Below are 19,869 nucleotides of genomic sequence, written 5' to 3'. Positions count from 1 at the left end.
TCAATCCGCCGGCTGTGCCGCCGGGCGCGTGGCGTAGAAGGCCTTGGCATCCGCGGTGAAGGCGGCCCGCTGATCGGCCTTCGTGTAGAACATATGGCCGCCGCGATAAAGTTTCAGCCCGACACGGCCGCCGGTGAGCGAGGCCGGCAGGTGGTCAACCACGTAGCGGCTGACGCCGTAGGGCGTCACCAGATCGCTGTAGCCATGCGCGATCAACAGGTGGAAGGCCGGGTTCGCGGCGAGCAATTGTCGGATGTCGTCGGTGGCACTCGCCTGGAGGCGCGATCCGCCGCCGCGCCCGCCGCCCCATTCCCAGCGCCGGCTGATATCACCGTCGAGCAGAGAATAGGTCATCTCGGTTTTGAAGCCGAGCGCGTTGCGGGCGTAATCGGCAAAGGCGCCGCCATAGGCGCGGGTGAAGCCGTCGAGGATGGCGTCGTCGCCCCGGTCGTAATCCGATTCCGGATAGGGATCGGGGGTGGCAAAGGCGGCGTCGTAAGGGCTTGTCACCGTGCCGCGGCCCGAATCCGAGTGTTTGACGAAGGAATTGCCGAGGAAGCCGCGGTTGCGGGTGACGATATCCTCGGGAATACCAGTCAGCCCGGCGATCCTGCCATAGAAGGATGCGGCCTCGGCGCCTGTCGGCGGCGGACCGGCGAGCGTCGTCAGATAGTCTCCGAGCGCGAAGGTTTCGGCCTCGCGCTGCTTCTCTTCGTCAAAGGCGTTGTGCCGGTCGAGTTCGGCCGCCGCCATCGACGGCAGCTCAAGTGCGGCGCCGAGCGCGAACTGATCGGCATTGAACATCAACTGTCCCTCGAGCAAGGGCGAAAGCATCACCGCGCCGGCGACGATAATGCCCTGGCTTTCCTGCAACGTGGAAGCGACCTTGGCGGCGCGGAAGCCGCCATAACTTTCGCCGAGAAGATATTTCGGCGCGTTGGAACGGTTGTTATGCGCGACATAGAGCGCGATCGCCTTGGCGATGCTCTGGGCGTCTGACGTGACGTTGTAATAGTTGGAGGCGTCGTCCGCCTTTGCCGTCCGGCTCCAACCGGTGCCGATCGGGTCGATCAGCACCAGATCGGTGAAATCCAGCCAGCTTTGCGGGTTGTCGACGAGCTGCGCATGCGCGCCGTCACGTGCTTGAGGCCCGAAGTCGAGCACCTTTGGCCCGACCAGCCCGAGATGCAGGAAGGCGGACGCCGCACCTGGCCCGCCGTTGAAGGCAAAGGTCAGCGGCCGGTCCGGCCCTGCGTCTTTAGCAACATAGGCGGTGTAGAAGATCGCGCCGGCCGGCGCGCCGTCCTGGCCGAAAAGATCCAGCGTGCCGGCGGTCGCGGTATAGGCAATCTTCCGGCCGCCGATCGTCAATTCGTGCTCGGTGACGGAATCGGCCGGCAGCAGTTTCAGCACGCCGTCGCGCGCATTGCGCTCGACATTCGCCGAGCCTTCGCCGGTTTCCTGCGCGAGGGAAAGGCCAGGGGTCAGCGACGCCGCAAGCGCAGCAAGCAGAAACAGGGTTCGTAGGCGCAAGATGCTTCTCCGGCGGTGGGTAATGTGGGCTGAGATAGCGTAGCATCCGCCGCCGGCGACCGGCATCAAGAGATGGTGATGGGCCGGTGAGGGCTCAGCTAGAGCATGATGGCCGAAAAGTGTGAGCGGTTTCTTATGACATCATGCTCTAACGCTTTAATTTAGAACAGGATTCAGATTTTAGGCCGACCGGGCCTAAAATCATCCTGTTCTAGCCTTCTCCACCGCATGGACGTTGATCTCGACCGAGCGGCCGGCCCTCCAGCCGTTGATCGCCGCTCCGAGCCCGAGCGCGACGAAGAGGGCGGCGCACCAGGAAAAGCTGCCGGTCCAGCCGCGGATGAGGCCGACGATGAGCGGGCCGATTGATGCAAGCAGGTAACCGACGCATTGCGCCATGCCGGAAAGATGGGCGGCGACATCGGGATCGCGCGAGCGCAGCACGATCGTCGTCATCGCCGCCGCGATCAGCCCGCCCTGGCCGATGCCTTGCAGCACTGCCCATAGCCAGACCGTTGACAGCGGCGCAAACAGCAGGCCGAGCAGGGCGGTGACGGCGACGCCGCAAAGGCTCGCATTGATCAGCCGCTGGTCTTTGCCGCGCACGGCGATATGCGGCACGATGAGACAGGATGCCGCCTGCACCATTACCGACAGCGAAACGATTGCCCCAGCGGTGACACCGTCGAGGCCGCGTTCGCGCAGGATCGGAACCAGCCAGCCGAAGACGCAATAGGCAAGCGCCGATTGCAACCCCATGAACAGCGTCACCTGCCAGGCGAGCCGGTCGCGCCAGAGCCCCTCGACGCGAAAACCGTTTCGCCTGGCATGCCTGCCGCTGCGTAGAACCTGCGGCAGCCAGAGCAGGCCGACGGCGAGCGCCGGCAGGGCCCAGGCGGCGAGCGCGCCGTCGAGAGAGCCGCCGAGCGCGTGTTCGATCGGCAGCGTCAACCCGGCCGCACTGGCCGCACCGGCGCAGAGCGCCATCGTGTAGAAGCCGGTCATCAGCGCGGCGCGCCCGGCAAAATCCCGCTTCACCAGTCCCGGCAGCAGCACGTTGCCGACGGCAATGCAGGCGCCAGCCAAGGCAGTGCCGATGAACAGCAGCGGCACCGAGGAAAACCCGCGCAATGCAGTGCCGAGGGCCAGAAGCAGGATGACGCCGAGCAGCGTGCGTTCCGTGCCGAGGCGCTGGGCAAGACGTGGCGCAAGCGGCGAAAAGGCGCCGAGGCAGACGACCGGAAGCGTCGTCAGCAGGCTGGCGCCAAGCGCGCTGAGGCCAAGTTCCGCACGGATTTCCGGCAGCAGCGCCGAAGCGCTCGAAAAGACCGGGCGCAGGTTGAAGGCGATCAGCACCAGGCTGGCGCCAAGCAGGAAACGATCTGCAGCGCCGCGCACCGGTGTTGCCTGTGGCGGCGGCAGGCTGCCGGCCTCGGCGTCTACAAGCAGTTCGTCGGACGCGTCGAGCGCGGTGACGGCATCGGCGGACGGTGTGGTCATGACAGGATCATCCGGTCGAGGGCGGCAAGAACCGGCACCATGAAGCGGCGTACCGCCGCATCGGCATTGTCGGGATCGCCGGTTTCGATAGCGTCGACGATATCGGCATGCGCCTGCATATCCGGTTCGGGAATATCCCTGCCGAGTGTGGCCGCGATGGTATCGGCGATCGAGGCCGAGAAGAAATCGTAGATCTCGATCATCGCCCGGTTGCCGGAAGCGGCAATGACGGCCTTGTGGAAGGCAAGGTCGCGTTCGATGAAGGCGACCTGGTTGCCGCCGTCGTAACTGCCGCGTTCGGCAAGCAGCCGGCGAAGCTCGGCAACCGTCTCCGGTCTCTTGCGCACCGCCGTCAGCCGGGCGGCCTCGACGTCGAGCGCCAGGCGCGCTTCGAACTGGTCACGCAGGCTGGCGCGCCGCGCCATCGTCAACGGCCGGCCGGCATCGCTGGTCGCGCGCACATAGGTACCCGAACCCTGGCGGGTTTCGAGATAACCTTGGGAAACCAGCACCCGCACCGCCTCGCGCACAGTGCCGCGGCTGATGGAAAGCATGGCCGACAGCGAGGCTTCGTTGGGTAATTTCTCGCCGACCGCCCAGCGTTTGCCGAGAATGTCGCTGCGGATCGCCTCGACAGCGTCATCGGCGAGATTGGTCCTGCTGATTGCGTGCATCACACTACTCATAAAGTCATCAGATGACTTTATGAGTAGTGTGATTTCGATTGTCCGTCAACGGTGTCAAATCAGGGCAATAAAAAAGGGTCGCCTCAGCGACCCTTTCCATGAGTTTGGCCTCTAACGGGCCTGGACTGTCTATGCAGCCCCAGGAAGGCGGGATTAGTGCGAGGGCTGCCTCGCTTTCATCACTTCTCCCATGCCCGTTACGAGGTCCGAAATCTCATTAGACATTGGATCACCTTCCTTTCGTTCTGTTGCTGATAGCTCAAAGGTAGGCCGATTCTTTTGAGATGCAAGAGAGAAATGCGATCAATGCGCCGCCTTGATGAAGGTGCCGTTTTGCAGCTCGCGCATCGCCTGCATGATTTCCTCGCGCGAATTCATCACGATCGGGCCGTGCCATGCGACCGGTTCCTCGATCGGCTTGCCTGAGACAAGCAGGAAACGGATGCCCTGGTCCCCCGCCTGCACCGTCACCTCCTCGCCGCTGTCGAAGACCACCAGCGTGCGGTTGCCGGACATGTCGCGAATGTTCAACTCCTCGCCGTCGACCTCCTTCTCGACGCGCACGCCGAAGGGTTTCGACGCATCGCGAAAGGTGCCGGAGCCGGCGAAGATATAGGCGAAGGCGTTGCGGTAGGTATCAACCGGCAGACGCTTCTTCCTGCCTGGTGGTACCGAGACGTCGAGATAGATTGGCTCGGCGGCGACGCCGTCGACGGGACCGGCCTTGCCCCAGAAATCGCCGCATATCACCCGCACGGCCGTGCCGTCATCATCGACGACGACAGGGATGTCGGCGGATTTGACGTCCTGATAGCGCGGTGCTGTCATCTTCAGCGAGGAGGGCAGATTTGCCCAGAGCTGGAAACCGTGCATGCGGCCGGCGAAATCACCCTTCGGCATTTCCTGGTGCATGATGCCGCTGCCGGCCGTCATCCACTGGATATCGCCGGCGCCGAGCAGGCCACGGTTTCCAAGGCTGTCGCCATGCTCGACGGTACCGGCAAGCACATAAGTGATCGTCTCGATGCCGCGATGCGGGTGCCATGGGAAACCGCGAATATATTCCGCCGGATTGTCGTTGCGGAAATCGTCCATCATCAGGAAGGGATCGGTCATCGCAGGATCGCCGAAGCCGAAGACGCGGTGCAGCTTGACGCCCGCGCCTTCCATGGTCGGTGTGGCGGTACTTTCATGTTTGACGGGGCGGATCGACATGGCGTCCTCTTGAAGGTTCATCTTGGCGGCAACTATAGCGGCCCGGCCGGTGAGCGCGAAGCCTGCCCTGCGGACAACGCAGTGTTCACAAAAGAACACAAGCTTTCGCCGAATTTGAACATCTAAGGCGCCACGAAACCGTCATCTTGCGCTTGCAAACCGGAGGCGCGTTAAGCTGTTATTAGCCGCGACGTCAGACAATTTCAGCATGCCCGCCGATGCGGCGGCGGGTCCCGGAGCAAGAAAACCATGTGTCGCTGGGCAGCCTATCGCGGAGACGCTCTCTATCTCGAGGAGCTGGTATCCTCGCCCGCCCATTCGCTGATCGAGCAGTCCCATTGCGCCACCCGCGCCAAGACGGCGACGAATGGCGATGGCTTCGGCATCGCCTGGTATGGCGACAGGCCCGAGCCCGGCCGCTATCGCGATATCCTGCCGGCTTGGTCGGATTGCAATCTGAAGAGCCTGGCGCGGCAGATCCGCTCGCCGCTCTTCCTCGCCCATGTCCGCGCCGCCACCGGCGGCGGCACGCGCCGCGACAATTGCCACCCCTTTACCCATGACACCTGGTCCTTCATGCACAACGGCCAGATCTCCGGTTTCGAGCGCCTGCGCCGGCCGATGGAGGCGATGCTCGACGACGACCTGTTCAACGCCCGCGGCGGCACGACCGATTCCGAGCTGATGTTCCTGCTGGCGCTGCAATTCGGCCTGCGCGAGGCGCCGGTCGCCGCAATGGCTGAAATGGTCGGCTTCGTCGAGGATCTGGCCGAAAGCATTCTCGGCTCGATCCTGCTGCGCTTCACCGCCGCCTTCTCCGACGGCAACACGCTCTATGCCATTCGCTATGCAACGGATCGCAAGGCACCGACGCTTTATGCCTCTCCTGTCGGCGCCGGCTATTGCCTGGTCTCCGAGCCGCTGAACGACGATGTCGACGCCTGGGCGGAAATTCCGAACGGCAGTGCCGTCACCGTCGGCAAGAACGGCATCGATGTCGCCGACTTCCGGCCGGGAAAGCGAAGCGCCGCCAAGCCACAGCGTGTGGCTATTCCGGCTTGAAGCGCCCTAGCTGAACTGCTTGGCGATCAGCGCCGCCAGCCTTGCGGCAACCTCTTCCTTCGCCAGGTCAGGCCATTGCTCGACGCCGTCGCGGCGAATGAGTTTGACGCTGTTGCGGCTGCCGCCCATGATGCCGGTGGCCGAAGAGACGTCATTGGCGACGATCAGGTCGGCGCCCTTGCGCTCGAGTTTCGCCTTCGCATTGCTTTCCACGTCCTGCGTCTCGGCGGCAAAGCCGATCACCAGTTTGGGCCGCATCGTATGATGGCCGACGGTTTTCAGGATGTCCGGATTCTCGGTCAGCGCCAGCGTCGGAATGGATTCGCCTGGATGTTTCTTCAGCTTCTGGTCGGCGGCCGAGGCCACCCGCCAGTCCGCCACCGCCGCGACCATCACCGCGATATCGGCCGGCAGCGCCGCCAGCACGGCATCCCGCATTTCCTCCGCCCGCTCGACGTGGACGACGTTGACGCCGACGGGGTCGGCGATCGTCACCGGCCCCGAGACCAGCGTCACCTCCGCCCCGAGCTTGGCAAGGGCGGCGGCGATCGCATGCCCCTGCCGGCCGGAAGAGCGGTTGGCGATGTAGCGCACCGGATCGATCGGCTCGTGCGTCGGTCCCGAGGTGACGATTGCCCTGCGTCCCTTCAGCGGCTTTTCTCCGTCGTCGAGCATGGTTTCGGCGGCCGCGACGATGTCAAGCGGTTCCGCCATCCGGCCGAGCCCTGCCTCCCGGCTCTCCGCCATCTCGCCTGCCATCGGCCCGACAAAACGGACACCATCGTCCCTAAGCCTCGCCGCATTGCGTCGCGTCGCCGGATGCGCCCACATGCGGGGGTTCATCGCCGGTGCGGCCAGCACCGGCCTCTCCGTTGCCAAAAGCACGGTTGAGGCGAGATCGTCGGCAAGCCCGTTCGCCATCTTCGCCAACAGGTCGGCAGTGGCGGGGGCAATGATCACCAGGTCGCAGTCGCGCGCCAGCCGGATATGGCCGACATCCTGTTCGTCCTGGCGCGAAAACAGATCGAGAAAGACATGGTCCGCCGCCAGCGCGCCGACGGCCAGCGGCGTGACGAATTCCTGGGCGCCTTTGGTCATCACCGGGCGCACGCTGGCGCCGCGCTCGCGCAACCGGCGGATCAGATCCAGGCTCTTATAGGCCGCGATGCCGCCGGAGATGATGAGGAGGATGCGTTTGCCGCTGAGAGCCATGGCTTTCTACCCGTCGCCTTTTTTCTGACCCTAAGCCTTTGGTGGAGAACATGCAATCGCGGGACGGCAGACATCGCTGCGCTCGGCCGGTGCCGCCCCGTTGATGACGTCAGCCGTCATTTCGTCGGCTTAGAGGTTGCTCATCCCGCCGTCGATGACGAGTTCGCTGCCGACGATATAGGCGGCCTCGTCGGAGGCGAGAAAGACGATCGTCTTTGCGACCTCGCTGGGGTTCCCGAAGCGGCCGACGGGGATCTGGGACTGGATCTCAGCGGCCATTGCTTTGGATTGGGCTTCCGAGGCTCCAAGCTTGCTGTAGAGCGGCGTGGCAATCGGGCCCGGGCTGACGGCGTTAACGCGGATGCCGCGACCGATGAGTTCGCCCGACAGCGTCTTGGCAAGCGTCAGCAATGCGCCCTTCGTCAGGGAATAGACGCTGGAGTTCGGCATGCCGATATGTGCGTTGATCGAGGTATTGAGCACGATTGCGGCCTGGCTCGAAAAGATCGGCAGCAGCGACTGGATCAGGAAAAACGGTCCCTTGACGTTGATAGCAACCGACTTGTCGAAGGCGGCTTCGCTCCATTGTTCCAGCGGTCCGAATTCGGCAACGCCGGCATTGACGAAGAGGATGTCGAGCGTGCCGAAAGCTTGCTTCACCGCATCGGCGACGGCCTGCTGGCCGGCCGCATTGCCGGCATCGGCCTGGATGACGATCGCTTTGTCGCCGAGGTCGCTACGGGCGGCTTCGACGCTTGCGGCGCTGCTGCCAGTAACGATGACACGGGCGCCTTCGGCGATGAATTGGCGGGCGGTTTCGATGCCGATGCCGCTGGTGCCGCCGGTGATAAGGGCTGTCTTGTTCTGCAGACGTGACATGATGACGTTCCTTTAATCGGATACTGGGGCCGCAGCCCGTTATTGGTCAATGGGAGGATGCGCCGGAGAACGGGCGCGATCATCCAGCGAGCTGGCGTCAGGTGCGGGTGATCGAGGCGCCGCCATCGACCAGCGACGCCGTGCCGGTGACGAAGCTCGCATCGTCGGAGGCGAGGTAAAGAACGGAGCGGGCGAGTTCCTCGGGCGCTGCGACACGCTTCAGTGCATGCAGATTGGTGACGAAGGCCTGTTTGTCTGAAGTATCGTTCATCTCCCGATACATGTCGGTATCGACCGCACCCGGCAGGATGGCGTTGACGCGCACGCCCTGCTGGCCGTATTCGGCCGCGAGCGCCTGGGTCAGGCCGATCAGGCCGGATTTGCTGGCGGCATAGGCGGCGACGCCGGGAAAGGCGAAGCTGTAGCCGACGAAGGTCGAGGTGAAGATCACCGACCCGCCGCCATTTTTCACCATTTCGCCAATCTGGTGTTTGGCGGCGAGGAAGGAGGCGGTCAGGTTGATCGCCAGCGCCTTGCTGAAACCTGCTTCCGAAACAGCTGTGCTCGGACCGGCTTCGCCGAGCGTGCCGGCATTGTTGAAGGCGATGTCGAGCTTGCCGTAATTCGTCACGGCGGCGACGACCAGCGCCTTGTGATAATCCTCCGAGCGGACGTCGCCGGCAATCGCGATGGCGTCGCCGCCCTCCGCCTTGATCTCGGCGACGAGGCTGTCGAGTTCGCGCTCGCGCCGGGCGCCGACGACGACTTTGGCGCCCTCGGCGGCGAAGAGCTTTGCCGTGGTGCGGCCGATGCCGGAGCTTGCGCCGGTGACGATTGCGACCTTGTTGTTCAAGCGGTTCATGCGTCCATCTCCTGGGTTTTCGGTGAGGCGGCCCTGCCGTCCTTTTCGATGATTGGAAGATGGCAGTTTCCTTTCGTTCGGATTAGTCTCCAGATCAAGGAACTCGAATTCGGAAAAGCCGAACGATGATCAGGATCGAAGGGATTGCGGCGTTCGTCGCCGTCGTCGAGGCGGGCTCGGTTAGCGAGGCGGCTCGCCGCCTGCGGCTCTCCAAATCCGTCGTCAGCGAAAGGCTGGCGGAACTGGAGAAGTCGCTGGGCGGCATGCTGCTGCATCGAACGACGCGCAAGCTCACCTTGACGGAGGACGGCGCGGTCTTTCTGGAGCGCGCCGCGCGCATCGTGCGCGAGATCGACGAGGCCGCAGCCGATATGGCCGAGCGGCGCGGGACACTGTCCGGGCCGATCCGCATCGCCGCGCCCGTCACCTTCGGCCGCATGCATCTCGGCCCGGCGCTTTATCCCTTCCTTGCCGAACATCCGGAGATTGAACTGACGCTTGATATCGATGACCGGCGCGTCGATGCGGCTTCGGACGGCTACGACGCCGTCATCCGCAACGGCCCGATCGCCGATAGCCGGCTGGTCGCCTGGAAGCTTGCGCCAAGCCGCCGACTGCTCTGCGCTTCGCCGGATTATCTCGCGCGGGCCGGAGTGCCGGCGTCGCTGGCGGATCTCGGTACCCATCGCGGCATCTTCTACACCAATCGTGGCATTGCCGACTGGCGCTTCCAGACGCCCGACGGTGCGATCGTCGTCCGCGCCAAACTGGCGCTCGGCATGAACAATGGCGACATGCTTCGTGACGCCGCGATTGCCGGTCTCGGCATCGCGCTGCTGCCAGCCTTCATCGCCGGCCCGGCGATCCGCGAGGGCCGGCTTGTCGAAATCGATGTCGGCCACAGACCGGAGGCCGAATATATCTATATGGCCCATCCCGAGGGACGCAATCCCTCGGCCAAGCTCCGCGCCATTGCCGATCACCTGAAGACGCGTTTTGGCGATCCGCCCTATTGGGATCCGGCGGGTTAGCGCATGAGCCCCGCAGGCTGATCGGGTTCTTGGTGACCGGCGAGCGAGGTGCGCCACGGCCGGCAGCTCCTCTCCAGCCTCATCGGTTCGGCCGGAGGCTGGTTCTATGCGATGGAAGGCTGGGCCGCCGTCGTCCTCTTGACGCTTGCCATGTTGGCGCTGGCCTTTGTCTCCGCCTGTTTTGCGCAGCACCTCGCGAGGAGAAAAGCATGATCCGCATAGACCGTCTCGACCATCTCGTGCTCACCGTCGCCGATATCGCAGCCACATGCGATTTCTATTCCCGCATCCTCGGCATGTCGGTCGAAACCTTTGCGGAAGGCCGCAGGGCGCTGAAATTCGGCAGACAAAAGATCAACCTGCATCAGGCCGGTCACGAATTCGAACCCAAGGCGAGATATGCTACCCCTGGCTCCGGCGACCTCTGCTTCATCGCCGAAACGCCGCTTGCCGATGTCATCGCCCATCTGCAGGCGTCTGGCGTTGTGATCGAAGAAGGCCCGGTCGAACGTACAGGCGCGACCGGACGTCTGCGCTCGGTCTATTTCAGGGATCCCGACGGCAATCTTATCGAAGTTTCGAATCCGATCGGCTGACGGCCCACATCAACCGAGCCTGATATAGGGCACGTCCTTCTTCGTCACCTCGTCCAGCGCCTCCTCATAACCGGCATCGGCATAGCGCATGACGCCGAGGGCGGTGTCGTTGGTCAGGGCGTGGTCGAGCCGTTCGTCGGCGGCATCGGTGCCGTCGGCGATAACGGTGACGCCGCAGCTTGTCATGTAGCCGGCATAGCCGCCGCCGCCGGAATGGACGACGACGAGATCGGCCATCGACGAGCAGAGCATCATCGCGTCGATCAGCGGCCAGTCGGCGATCGCGTCGGAACCGTCCTTCATCCGCTCGGTCATGATATTGGGATGCGCCATGGCGCCGGCATCGAGATGGTCGCGGGAGAAGGCGACCGGGCCTTTGAGTTCGCCGCCTGCGACCAGCGCGTTGACGCGCCGGGCGAGCAGCGTACGTTCGCCATGGCCGAGCCAGGCAATGCGGGCCGGCAGCCCTTCGAAAGGCACATGCTGGCGCGCCAGCCGGATCCAGTTGGTGATGATCTTGTTGTCGGGGAATAGTTCCAGCAGCAGGTCGTCGATGCGGGCGATATCGCTCTCCTCGCCCGACAGCGCCATCCAGCGGAACGGACCGATCGCCCGGGCAAACAGCGGCCTGAGGTAGGCCTCGGTGAAGATCGGAATGTCGAAGGCATTGGCGACGCCACCCTCTTTCGCCTGGGTGCGGATCAGATTGCCGTTGTCGAAGACCTCAGAGCCACGCTTCTGGAATTCCAGCATCGCCGTCACATGATCGACTATCGAGGCGCGGCTTGCCGCCATAAGTTGGCCCTGGCCGTCGTCGCGCAGGCCCCGGACCTGGTCGAGGCTCATGCCCTTCGGCACGTAGCCATAGACCAGGTCGTGCGCCGAGGTCTGGTCGGTGACGATGTCGGGCACGATGCCGCGCCGGGCGATCTCGGGATAGACCTCGGCCGCATTGCCGACCAGCCCAACCGACAGCGCCCGCTTGTCCTTCACCGCCGCATCGATCATCTGAAGGGCGGTATCGAGATCGGGGGCGATTTCCTGGAGATAACCGATCTGCTGGCGCTTGCGAGCCCGCTCCGGGTCGATGTCGACACAGAGGATCGCGGCCCCCGCCATGCGACCGGCGAGCGGCTGCGCCCCACCCATGCCGCCAAGGCCGGCGGTCAGCACGAACCGGCCGAAAAGATCGCCGCCGAAGCGCCGCTCGGCGATGCGCATGAAGATCTCGTAAGTGCCCTGAATGACGCCCTGGCTGCCGATATATTGCCAGGCGCCGGCCGTCAGCCCGCCCCAGCAGATCAGCCCCTTGCGCTGCAGCTCGTAGAACACCTCGGCCTTTGCCCATTGCCCGACGATATTGCAGTTCGCCATGATGACCAGCGGCGCCTTGGCGTGTGTTCGTACCAGTCCGATCGGCTTGCCGGACTGGATCAGCAGCGTCTGGTCCTCGTCCATCTCGGTCAGCGCCTTGACGATGCCCTTATGCGCGGCCCAGCTACGGGCCGCCTTGCCGAGTGCGGCATAGACGATCAGGTTTTCGGGATCCTCGCCGACCGACAGCACGTTTTCGAGCAGCCGCAGCAACGCCTCCTGCCGCCAACCCTTGGCACGCAACTGCGGCCCGCCGGGAATCGGAAAGTTCGGATGACGTGGATTGGCCTTCGGCATCGTGGGCTCCTCGTTTGGTTCTCAACTTTTCCCTTCTCCCCAGCGGGGGTCCGAAGGACGGGTCGAGACCTGTGGCTCGACCCCGGTCGGTGGCCCGTAGGGCCGGATGAGGGGGCCACACGGTACGTCTTTGCTTGCCTTCGCTTGCGCTCAAGGCATTCCCGGCCCTGCCGCTCACCCCCTCATCTGTCCTTCGGACATCTTCTCCCCGCTGGGGAGAAGGGGAGTCGCAGGTTATTTGCCCGGCAGCGACTCCACATAGGCGAGTGCCGCATCGAGCAAACGCCGTCTGAGCGCATCGTCGCCATAAACCGCAGCCGTCGCCCGCACCCAGCCCTGCATCACCCGCTCGCCGGACAGCATCTGGATCACGCCCGGCAGCGCCAGCGCCCAGCCGTCATTGCCTCTGCCGAGACGGACCAGCATGCCGTCGTGGCGCGCACCGCAGAGAAGATTGCCGTTCAGCATGAAGGCGGAGCCGCCGAACATCGATTTTTCGGCAAGGCCCGGCCGATCGCCGAGTTCCTCGCGCAGCAATTCTTCGAGGCCGGGATCGCGCGCCATGGCTCAAGCCCTCGTGGCCAGTGCATAACGTGCGATCTCGACCCCCATCGCCTTTTCGACGACCGGATAGACTGTGGGATCGAGCACGCTTGCCGACAGCGGGATGAGGTCCTTGGGCACATGCAGGATGAAGACATGCATGCCCTCCCTGAGCTGACCGACGCTGAGCGGCTCGCCTTCGGGTGACAGCGTGGTGATGACGGCGGGGAAAGTGGCAAGCCGCCCGCCACCCGCATCGTCCACCGCCATATATTCGTTCATCACATGCAGGGTCACCGACTTCTCGCCCGTGCCGACGGTGATCGTGCCGATGTCGAAGGCTTCCTTGGTGTAGACGACGTCCTTGCGGGTAATGATCCCCTCCGCAAGGATATGCCCGCCCGTCGTCTTGCAGATCGCGTCGATGACGGCTGATCCGCCCTTCCTCTCCGCCGCAATGATTGCCTCGCCAAGCGCAAGCGCCATCGAGATCCCCCCGAGCGCTGCATGGCTGCGTATATAGGAGGCCCGGAGAGGATTGCGGCAGCTGGCGATGAAGCCGCCGGATTGATCGGCGGCGGCGCGCAGCACCGGCGAGATCTTCGCCGTCGCGCCCTTGACCACCAGTTCGATATAACGGTTCTCGGACCGATTGCCGCCGACGGCGGTCTGGATCATCGGCTCGGGCGAGGCTGCCATGCCGATCGAGCCCATGTCGCCGGTGGGATGGGCACGGATATCGCCGACCGCATCGACCACCTTGGTGCCGAGGATCGCCGACGGCAGCCAGCCGTTCAGCGTCGAAGATTTGCCGTTCTGGCCGATGATCAGCCCGGAAAGCTTTTCGCCCAGCGCTTCCTGCAGCAGCTGCACGGCCTTGACATAGTCGATGCCTTGCATTTCCCAGGGCGTCGTCGAGGCCGGAGCGCCGATTGCCGCCGCAGTGGCGATCCAGTCCTCGTCGCGCAACTCGTCGATCGAGACTAGCTCCGGCTTGCCGACATTGACGGCCGCAAGCCCGAGCATCCGCCCGTGATCGGCCCAGCCGCCGCCGCCGGCGGCATAGACGGAGCCACCCTTGACGGCCGCTTCAACGTCCTTCTCAACCAGTATGCGTCCCATCCGGCTTCTCCTGGTTCGAATTTCTGTCCATCTCGCGCACCGCCTCGAACAGCACGGCGGCGCCGAGCGCGATGTCGTCATTGTCAGCCCATTCGTCGACTGAGTGGCTGCGGCCGTCCCGGCAAGGCACGAAAATCATCGCCGCCGGCGCCACCTTGGCGATCCAGGCCGTGTCGTGTCCCGCACCGGAGGCCATGCGCCGATGTTTTGCACCGACACGTTCGCAGGCAGCCTCCAAGGTCGACAGCAGCCCGGCATCGCCCGGCGTCGGCAGATTGTCGGACACCCGGTTCGGCGCCTTGATCGTCACGCCATAGGCGTCCGCGAGCTTTTCGACATGGCCGTCGAGCCAGCGGCAGAAAGCCTCCATGTCGGCGCGGATTTCCGCACGCCCATCGATCAGCAGCACCACTTTCGACGGCACGACATTGGCGGCATTCGGTTCGATCCGGAACTCGCCGACCGTCGCTGCAAAATGCCCCGGCATCTTGGCAAGCTCGGCGGCGGCATTGCGGATGTCGAGCACCAGTTGCGAGGCCGCCACCAGCGCGTCGGCCCGCCGGTCCATCGGCGTCGTGCCGGCATGGTCGGCCCGGCCCTCGACGATGATCTCCAGGCGGGTGATGCCCGAGATCGCGGTGACGATGCCGATATCGGCTTTTTCGGCTTCGAGCACCGGCCCCTGTTCGATATGAAGCTCGAGGAAACCTGCCAGATCGGGCCGCTTCTGCTGTGCCAGAACGTCCGGACTGCCCCCGACCTCAGCGATGCCTTCGGCCAGGTCGCGCCCGTCGCTGACGCGCGACAGCCAGGCCTCCGGCAATTGCCCGGTCATCCCCCGGCTGCCGACGCAGGACACGCCGAAGATGCTCACCTCCTCGGCAAGAAAATCGACGATCTCCAGATCGTGGTCGAGTTCCACGCCCTGCTCACCCAGCGCACGCGCTACCTCCAGTGCCGAGATCACTCCGGCAATGCCGTCGAAGCGGCCACCATCCGGCACCGTGTCGGAATGCGAACCGACCATGATCGTGCCGAGCCAGGGTTTGCGGCCAGTGCGCCGGCCGATCAGATTGCCGGCGGCGTCGATCCGCGTTTCCAGTCCTGCCGCTTTCATCCGCGCTTCGATATAGGCCCGGCCTTCGAGAAAGAGCGGCGTGAAGGCCCGCCGCGTCCAAGGATGACCCGGCTCGGTCATCCCTGCCAGCGCCTCGATATCTCCAGCGATCCGGCCGGCATCGACGGGAAGATTTCGGCTCATGCACCGGCTCCTGCAATGACCTGGCTCGGCAGTGGCCGCACGAACCGGCCGGTGCCGGGTTCAGCCAGCACCTTCCCGCCCTCGGCGATCTTCTCGCCGCGCAGATAGGTAGCGGCAACGGTCCAGGGCAGGCGGATGCCGTTATAAGGGCTCCAGCCGACGACGTTGTTGCCGCTTGCGGCGGCGTCATAGACGCTTTCCCGCGGCTCCAAAACGACGATATCGGCATCCTTGCCGGGGGTCAGCGCCCCCTTGATATGGTCGAGCCGGAAATGCCTGGCCGGATTTTCCGCCATCAGCTTGGCCGCCCAGCTGAGCGGAATGCCGCGCTCGCTGGCGCCTTTGATAAAAAGCGGCACCATCACCTCAAGACCAGGAACACCGGAGGCGTTGGCAAGCATGTCGGGATTGGTCTTGCGGTTCTCCGACCAGCTGACGTGATCGGTCGAAACCAGCCAGACATCGCCCTGCGCCACCTTCCGCCAGAGCTTTTCCACCTCAGCGCGCGGCCGCACCGGCGGATTGATCTTCGCCTTGCCGCCGAGGCGCTTCACGTCGTTTTCCTCGTCGAGCGTCAGATAGTGGATGCAGCACTCGACCGTCGCGGCAAAACCGTCGCGGCGATAGGAACGGGCAATATCGTAGCCGCGCCCGAGCGAGCAATGCACCACATGCGAGGGGCAGCCGGTCGCAGCACCGGTCTCGAAAATCGTATGCATCGCCAGCAGCTCGGTAATCGGCGGCCGCGACAGGCCGTGCGCCCGCCAGTCGGTGATGCCGCTCGCCTTCACCTGCGCCATATAGGTGCGGACCGCCTCGTCGTCCTCATTGTGCACACCAGCCGTCAGCCCCGTCGGTGCGATCGCCGCAAAGCAGGCGTCGAGCAGGGCCGGGGGAATGCGCGGAAAACGCTTGGGGTCGGTGCCGAAGGTCGAGAATTTGAAGGCCGCAACACCCGCCTCGACCATTTCGGCAATCCGCGCCGCGCCTTCGTCTGGATCGACCGTGCCGTAGAGCGCGAAATCGACACGGGCCTGCGGGCCGGCATGATCGATCTTGCGCTTCACTGCCGCTGCCGAGCAGACGAGGTCGCCCTCGTCATAGGGCATGTCGACGATTGTTGTCACGCCGCCGGCCGCTGCCGAGCGCGTCGACCAGATGAAATCCTCCTGGTCCTTCTGGGAGAGCGAATGCACCTGCGCGTCGATCGCGCCGGGCAGGATCAGCGCCTTGCCGAGCAGATGCCGTTCGCGCGCCGCAGGCGGCACGCCGAGGCCGACCTCGGCGATGCGGCCGTCACGTACGGCAACATACCCCGCTTCGACAATGCCGTCCGGCAGCACCACCGTGCCCTGCAGAACGAGATCGAAGTCCATAATGCTTCCCTCCCTCAGCCGAAATCAGACGGCCGCCGGCTCGTGGCGGCTCAGCCGCTCCTCGATGCGCTCCAGCGAGCCGAGGGCGAAGAAGTCGTCGAAGGAGGCGATCGGAACCTGCTCGGTCAGCCTCGAAACGAAGTCGTCCGATCCAAGTTCCTCCTCGATCGCCTCTACCTCGGCCGAAAGCGGCCGGTCGACGGTATAAAAATCCGCATGTTTGCGCACCACCTCATAGAGCATGGCGGCCACGCCCTTCGGTTCGTCGCCGAGAATGTCGATCGCCTGGGCAGACAGCAGCGCCTCGAGCGCCGCGAGACGCTTCAGCGCCCGCATCTGCCGGTCGAAGCGCTCGATGACCAGCGGCAGGAAGGCTGCCTCGTCCTCCAGCCCGGCCGCGACGACAAGCGATTGTGCCGACACCGGATTGGACATCGACAGCACGCGCGAAAAAATCTCGCCGGCAAGCTTGATGATCGGCCCGAAACCGGTGGCGATCCGCCCCGGCGGCACGAGATTGACCGGCAGGTCGCGCCGCTGGCCATTGCCGAGAATGACGCAGCGGTTGAAGGCATTGCGCGCCGCATGCGCCATGCAGAGCGCCGCCGATTCGAGCAGGATCGTCACATCGAGCGGCAGCGAGCCGCCCGAGGTCATCACCCGGCCTTCGACGACGACCGGATTGTCGTCCGAGCGGCCGGTGGCGGCAAGAATCTTGTGGCCGGTCGACAACAAGTTTTCGATCACCGCGCCGAACACCTGGGCGATCATCCGCAGGCTGAGCGGATCCTGCACATGCGTGGCGACCGGCCAGTTCCATTCGTCGGAGGCGTTGCAGAGCCAGGCGCCGATCAGCGCCTCGCGCGCCGTGCCGACATGGCGGACCGCCTTCCAGGGATCGCGGGACGCGCCGAGCGCGCCGGCCGCCATCATCGCCGTCGCCAGCAGGATGCGGATCGAAGCCGCAGCATTGCGCGTCGTTTCCGCTGCCGAGGCAAAGCTCACTGCATTGATGCTAAGCGAGGCGAGGCTGTCGCGCGGCGCCATCCGCACCGGCTCCAATCCGGCGGCCCGGAAAGCCTCTGCCGCCTGCATCCGGTTGCCACGATAGATCGCTTCGCCGACGCCGGTCAGCACCGCGCCGATCTGTCCCATCAGGCCGATATCTGCACAGCCGATCGAGCCGGTGCGGCGCACGACCGGGATGAGGTCGGCCTCGAGCATCCTGATATAGGCCTGGATCAGCTCCGGCGTGCAGCCGACCTGGCCGGTCAGCGCCGTATTGACGCGGATCGCCATGGCATTGCGCACGACATTGCAGGAAAACGGTGTGCCGGTGCCGAAATGATGGGCGCGCACCAGGCCGAGGTTGAAGGTATCGAGTTCGTCGGCCGACCATTCCACATCCTTCATGGCGCCGACGCCGGTCGTCGCGCCGTAGACGGGCATGCCGGAGGCAATCGCATCCTCGACGACCTCGCGGGCAATCGCGATGCGGGCCATGCCGGTCGCCGACGCCGAAATCGTCGCCTTGCCCGCACCGATCGTCACCATCTGGGCAAAACCCAGCGGTTGTCCGGAAAGTTCGATGCCAGGCCGTTCGTGATGCATGTGCCATATCTCCTAAACAGTGAGACTAAGCGGAGGCTCCGTTACATGGGATATCCTAAATGCCGAACACAGGATGTTTTTGACTGGCGGATCAGTTCACCATCCAGGCAATATAGAGAAGCGTCAATGCGATGACCCAAAGGGCGATCCTGGCCGAGCGGTTGTGCCGTGCCTCGGCCTTGCCGATCGCGTCTGCCGTCTGCGCGTCGAAGCGCAGCCCGTGTTCGCTCATATGCAGAAGCTGATGGTGGAATTTTTCGGTTTTCGCTGCGATTTCGGGCACGGCTTCGGCGAGTTTGACAGCCGCCTTCAGTCCGTCCTTGATGTCGGTAGCGATCCGCTTCGGGCCGAGATTGGTGCGGATCCAGTCGCCGACAACCGGCTCGGATGCCTTCCACATATTGAAGCGCGGATTGAGCATACGCGACACGCCCTCGACCACAACCATGGTCTTCTGCAGCATCACCAGCTCCGGCCGTGTCGCCATGTCGAACAGTTCGGTTACTTCGAAAAGCAGCGTCAGCAGCTTGCCCATCGAGATCGTCTCGGCCGGCTGTCCATGGATCGGCTCGCCGATTGCCCGGATCGCCTGGGCAAAACTCTCGACATTGTGGTGTCCGGGCACATAACCCGCCTCGAAATGCACCTCGGCGACGCGGATATAATCGCGGGTGATGAAGCCGTAGAGGATTTCGGCGAGGAACCTCCGCTCCTTTTTGCCGAGCCGCCCGACGATGCCCATGTCGACGGCGACGATCATGCCCCCCGCATCGACGAACAGATTGCCCGGATGCATGTCGGCATGAAAGAAGCCGTCGCGCAGCGTGTGGCGTAGGAACGACTGGATCAGCGTATCGGCGAGCAGGTTGAGATCGTGGCCGGCGGCGCGCAGGCCCTCGACGTCGGACATGCGCGTGCCGTCGATCCACTCCATGGTAATGACGTCGCGTCCGGTCCGCTCCCAGTCGACCTTCGGCACCCGGAAGCCCGGGTCTTTTTCGGTATTCTCGGCGATCTCGGAAAGGGCGGCCGCCTCCAGGCGAAGGTCCATCTCCACCTTCGTCGTCTGCTCCAGCGTCTTCGTCACCTCGATCGGTCGCAGCCGTCGGGTGGAGGCGAGGAAACGTTCCTGCATACGGGCGACGAGATACATCGCCTCGATGTCATGGGCAAAACGCTGGCGCACGCCGGGTCGCACGATCTTGACGGCGACCTTCTTGCGGCCCTCTGATGTCTCGACCTCAGCCGGATGTACCTGGGCGATCGAGGCAGCGGCGATCGGCTCGCCGAAGCTCGCATAGAGTTCGCCGATCGGCCGCCCGAGCGAGCCTTCGATATTGGCCTTGGCGGCAGCCGAGGGGAAGAACGCCATCCGATCCTGAAGCTGCGACAGGTCGTTGGCGAATTCGACGCCGACGACATCCGGCCGTGTCGCCAGGAACTGGCCGATCTTCACATAGGAAGGGCCGAGCCGTTCGACGGCCTGCGCCAAACGGTCGCTGCGTTTCTGATGCCGCGCTTTGCTCCGCTCGAAAATTGTCACGAAGGATTTGGCGAGTGCGACCGGAGGCGGCAGACCTTCGGATGGAAGAGCCGACACGACGCCTTCGCGCACAAGCACCCAGCCGACGCGCCAAAGGCGGAAATAGGCCCCGAACGTGCTCATGCTGCACTGCCCCGCCGGCCGAGGTTGGTGTTTTCTTGCCTCA

The 19,869-nt window shown here is 64.4% G+C and carries 17 protein-coding genes and 1 pseudogene; 4 read left to right on the top strand and 14 right to left on the bottom strand.

From position 1 onward, the window contains the following. From RCCGE510_RS22700 to RCCGE510_RS22685, 4 genes are all read right to left on the bottom strand, one after another. Nucleotides 1-1,533, bottom strand: a complete 1,533-nt coding sequence (locus tag RCCGE510_RS22700) for a carboxypeptidase (protein ID WP_007633841.1) — start codon at nt 1,531-1,533, stop codon at nt 1-3. Nucleotides 1,534-1,734: 201 nt separating this feature from the next. Further along, nucleotides 1,735-3,033, bottom strand: coding sequence for an MFS transporter (locus RCCGE510_RS22695; RefSeq protein ID WP_007633839.1), 1,299 nt, complete (start codon nt 3,031-3,033; stop codon nt 1,735-1,737). After that, the gene (locus RCCGE510_RS22690) at nt 3,030-3,707 is read right to left on the bottom strand and encodes a FadR/GntR family transcriptional regulator (RefSeq protein WP_007633837.1); all 678 of its coding nucleotides are present in this window, start codon (nt 3,705-3,707) and stop codon (nt 3,030-3,032) included. Before RCCGE510_RS22690 ends, RCCGE510_RS22695 begins: the two co-directional genes overlap by 4 nt. Before the next feature lie 315 nt (nt 3,708-4,022). After that, nucleotides 4,023-4,934 (bottom strand): pirin family protein, encoded by a 912-nt coding sequence (locus tag RCCGE510_RS22685; RefSeq protein WP_007633835.1) that lies wholly within the window; start codon nt 4,932-4,934, stop codon nt 4,023-4,025. Nucleotides 4,935-5,183: 249 nt separating this feature from the next. Between RCCGE510_RS22685 and RCCGE510_RS22680 the strand changes: the two genes are divergently transcribed. Continuing rightward, the gene (locus RCCGE510_RS22680) at nt 5,184-5,996 is read left to right on the top strand and encodes a class II glutamine amidotransferase (protein ID WP_007633833.1); all 813 of its coding nucleotides are present in this window, start codon (nt 5,184-5,186) and stop codon (nt 5,994-5,996) included. A gap of 6 nt (nt 5,997-6,002) precedes the next feature. Here RCCGE510_RS22680 and coaBC read toward each other — a convergent pair whose 3' ends face one another. From coaBC to RCCGE510_RS22665, 3 genes are all read right to left on the bottom strand, one after another. Next, nucleotides 6,003-7,208 (bottom strand): bifunctional phosphopantothenoylcysteine decarboxylase/phosphopantothenate--cysteine ligase CoaBC, encoded by a 1,206-nt coding sequence (gene coaBC, locus RCCGE510_RS22675; RefSeq protein ID WP_007633830.1) that lies wholly within the window; start codon nt 7,206-7,208, stop codon nt 6,003-6,005. 129 nt (nt 7,209-7,337) lie between these two features. Then, nucleotides 7,338-8,087: an SDR family oxidoreductase gene (locus tag RCCGE510_RS22670; RefSeq protein ID WP_007633828.1), complete on the bottom strand. Its 750-nt coding sequence runs from the start codon at nt 8,085-8,087 to the stop codon at nt 7,338-7,340. 97 nt (nt 8,088-8,184) lie between these two features. Continuing rightward, a complete protein-coding gene (locus RCCGE510_RS22665) occupies nt 8,185-8,949 on the bottom strand; it encodes an SDR family oxidoreductase (RefSeq protein WP_007633826.1) in 765 nt (254 codons plus the stop codon). Nucleotides 8,950-9,074: 125 nt separating this feature from the next. On the opposite strand from RCCGE510_RS22665, the gene RCCGE510_RS22660 reads away from it, so the two are divergent. From RCCGE510_RS22660 to RCCGE510_RS22655, 3 genes and pseudogenes are all read left to right on the top strand, one after another. Beyond that, nucleotides 9,075-9,980, top strand: coding sequence for a LysR family transcriptional regulator (locus RCCGE510_RS22660; protein WP_007633824.1), 906 nt, complete (start codon nt 9,075-9,077; stop codon nt 9,978-9,980). A gap of 72 nt (nt 9,981-10,052) precedes the next feature. Next, nucleotides 10,053-10,193 (top strand): annotated as a pseudogene (locus RCCGE510_RS34865) (MFS transporter); the annotation flags it as partial. Further along, nucleotides 10,190-10,576, top strand: a complete 387-nt coding sequence (locus RCCGE510_RS22655; protein ID WP_007633820.1) for a VOC family protein — start codon at nt 10,190-10,192, stop codon at nt 10,574-10,576. The pseudogene RCCGE510_RS34865 and the gene RCCGE510_RS22655, both read left to right, overlap by 4 nt. 9 nt (nt 10,577-10,585) lie before the next feature. Here RCCGE510_RS22655 and RCCGE510_RS22650 read toward each other — a convergent pair whose 3' ends face one another. The 7 genes from RCCGE510_RS22650 to ubiB all read right to left on the bottom strand — a co-directional run bounded on the left by RCCGE510_RS22650 (nt 10,586) and on the right by ubiB (nt 19,826). After that, nucleotides 10,586-12,247 carry a urocanate hydratase gene (locus RCCGE510_RS22650; RefSeq protein WP_007633818.1) on the bottom strand — a complete coding sequence of 554 codons (1,662 nt, stop codon included), beginning with the start codon at nt 12,245-12,247 and terminating at the stop codon, nt 10,586-10,588. A gap of 234 nt (nt 12,248-12,481) precedes the next feature. Further along, complete coding sequence (locus RCCGE510_RS22645) at nt 12,482-12,811, bottom strand: TfoX/Sxy family protein (RefSeq protein ID WP_007633816.1); 330 nt, start codon at nt 12,809-12,811, stop codon at nt 12,482-12,484. A gap of 3 nt (nt 12,812-12,814) precedes the next feature. Then, the gene (locus RCCGE510_RS22640) at nt 12,815-13,912 is read right to left on the bottom strand and encodes a DUF917 domain-containing protein (protein WP_007633814.1); all 1,098 of its coding nucleotides are present in this window, start codon (nt 13,910-13,912) and stop codon (nt 12,815-12,817) included. Continuing rightward, entirely contained in the window at nt 13,893-15,173 is a 1,281-nt protein-coding gene (locus RCCGE510_RS22635; protein WP_007633812.1) for a Zn-dependent hydrolase, read from the bottom strand. The genes RCCGE510_RS22640 and RCCGE510_RS22635 overlap by 20 nt, the downstream gene beginning before the upstream one ends. Further along, a complete protein-coding gene (locus tag RCCGE510_RS22630) occupies nt 15,170-16,549 on the bottom strand; it encodes an amidohydrolase family protein (protein ID WP_007633810.1) in 1,380 nt (459 codons plus the stop codon). The genes RCCGE510_RS22635 and RCCGE510_RS22630 overlap by 4 nt, the downstream gene beginning before the upstream one ends. Before the next feature lie 24 nt (nt 16,550-16,573). Then, nucleotides 16,574-18,160, bottom strand: a complete 1,587-nt coding sequence (locus RCCGE510_RS22625) for an aromatic amino acid lyase (protein WP_007633809.1) — start codon at nt 18,158-18,160, stop codon at nt 16,574-16,576. Nucleotides 18,161-18,251: 91 nt separating this feature from the next. Continuing rightward, complete coding sequence (gene ubiB / locus RCCGE510_RS22620) at nt 18,252-19,826, bottom strand: 2-polyprenylphenol 6-hydroxylase (protein ID WP_007633808.1); 1,575 nt, start codon at nt 19,824-19,826, stop codon at nt 18,252-18,254. Nucleotides 19,827-19,869 lie beyond the last annotated feature (43 nt).

The organism is Rhizobium sp. CCGE 510 (assembly GCF_000292525.1).
GTDB lineage: Bacteria > Pseudomonadota > Alphaproteobacteria > Rhizobiales > Rhizobiaceae > Rhizobium.
The sequence above is the reverse complement of the archived record's forward strand: the minus strand, read 5'-3'. Positions and strand labels throughout refer to the sequence as shown.

What these genes read in the sequence shown, in the direction of transcription:
- RCCGE510_RS22690 (WP_007633837.1), bottom strand. Translation starts at nt 3,707, where the DNA reads ATGCACGCAATCAGCAGGACCAATCTCGCCGATGACGCTGTCGAGGCG.
- RCCGE510_RS22685 (WP_007633835.1), bottom strand. Translation starts at nt 4,934, where the DNA reads ATGTCGATCCGCCCCGTCAAACATGAAAGTACCGCCACACCGACCATG.
- RCCGE510_RS22655 (WP_007633820.1), top strand. Translation starts at nt 10,190, where the DNA reads ATGATCCGCATAGACCGTCTCGACCATCTCGTGCTCACCGTCGCCGAT.
- RCCGE510_RS22645 (WP_007633816.1), bottom strand. Translation starts at nt 12,811, where the DNA reads ATGGCGCGCGATCCCGGCCTCGAAGAATTGCTGCGCGAGGAACTCGGC.
- RCCGE510_RS22630 (WP_007633810.1), bottom strand. Translation starts at nt 16,549, where the DNA reads ATGGACTTCGATCTCGTTCTGCAGGGCACGGTGGTGCTGCCGGACGGC.
- RCCGE510_RS22665 (WP_007633826.1), bottom strand. Translation starts at nt 8,949, where the DNA reads ATGAACCGCTTGAACAACAAGGTCGCAATCGTCACCGGCGCAAGCTCC.
- ubiB (WP_007633808.1), bottom strand. Translation starts at nt 19,826, where the DNA reads ATGAGCACGTTCGGGGCCTATTTCCGCCTTTGGCGCGTCGGCTGGGTG.
- RCCGE510_RS22640 (WP_007633814.1), bottom strand. Translation starts at nt 13,912, where the DNA reads ATGGGACGCATACTGGTTGAGAAGGACGTTGAAGCGGCCGTCAAGGGT.
- RCCGE510_RS22650 (WP_007633818.1), bottom strand. Translation starts at nt 12,247, where the DNA reads ATGCCGAAGGCCAATCCACGTCATCCGAACTTTCCGATTCCCGGCGGG.
- RCCGE510_RS22625 (WP_007633809.1), bottom strand. Translation starts at nt 18,160, where the DNA reads ATGCATCACGAACGGCCTGGCATCGAACTTTCCGGACAACCGCTGGGT.
- RCCGE510_RS22635 (WP_007633812.1), bottom strand. Translation starts at nt 15,173, where the DNA reads ATGAGCCGAAATCTTCCCGTCGATGCCGGCCGGATCGCTGGAGATATC.
- RCCGE510_RS22695 (WP_007633839.1), bottom strand. Translation starts at nt 3,033, where the DNA reads ATGACCACACCGTCCGCCGATGCCGTCACCGCGCTCGACGCGTCCGAC.
- coaBC (WP_007633830.1), bottom strand. Translation starts at nt 7,208, where the DNA reads ATGGCTCTCAGCGGCAAACGCATCCTCCTCATCATCTCCGGCGGCATC.
- RCCGE510_RS22680 (WP_007633833.1), top strand. Translation starts at nt 5,184, where the DNA reads ATGTGTCGCTGGGCAGCCTATCGCGGAGACGCTCTCTATCTCGAGGAG.
- RCCGE510_RS22670 (WP_007633828.1), bottom strand. Translation starts at nt 8,087, where the DNA reads ATGTCACGTCTGCAGAACAAGACAGCCCTTATCACCGGCGGCACCAGC.
- RCCGE510_RS22660 (WP_007633824.1), top strand. Translation starts at nt 9,075, where the DNA reads ATGATCAGGATCGAAGGGATTGCGGCGTTCGTCGCCGTCGTCGAGGCG.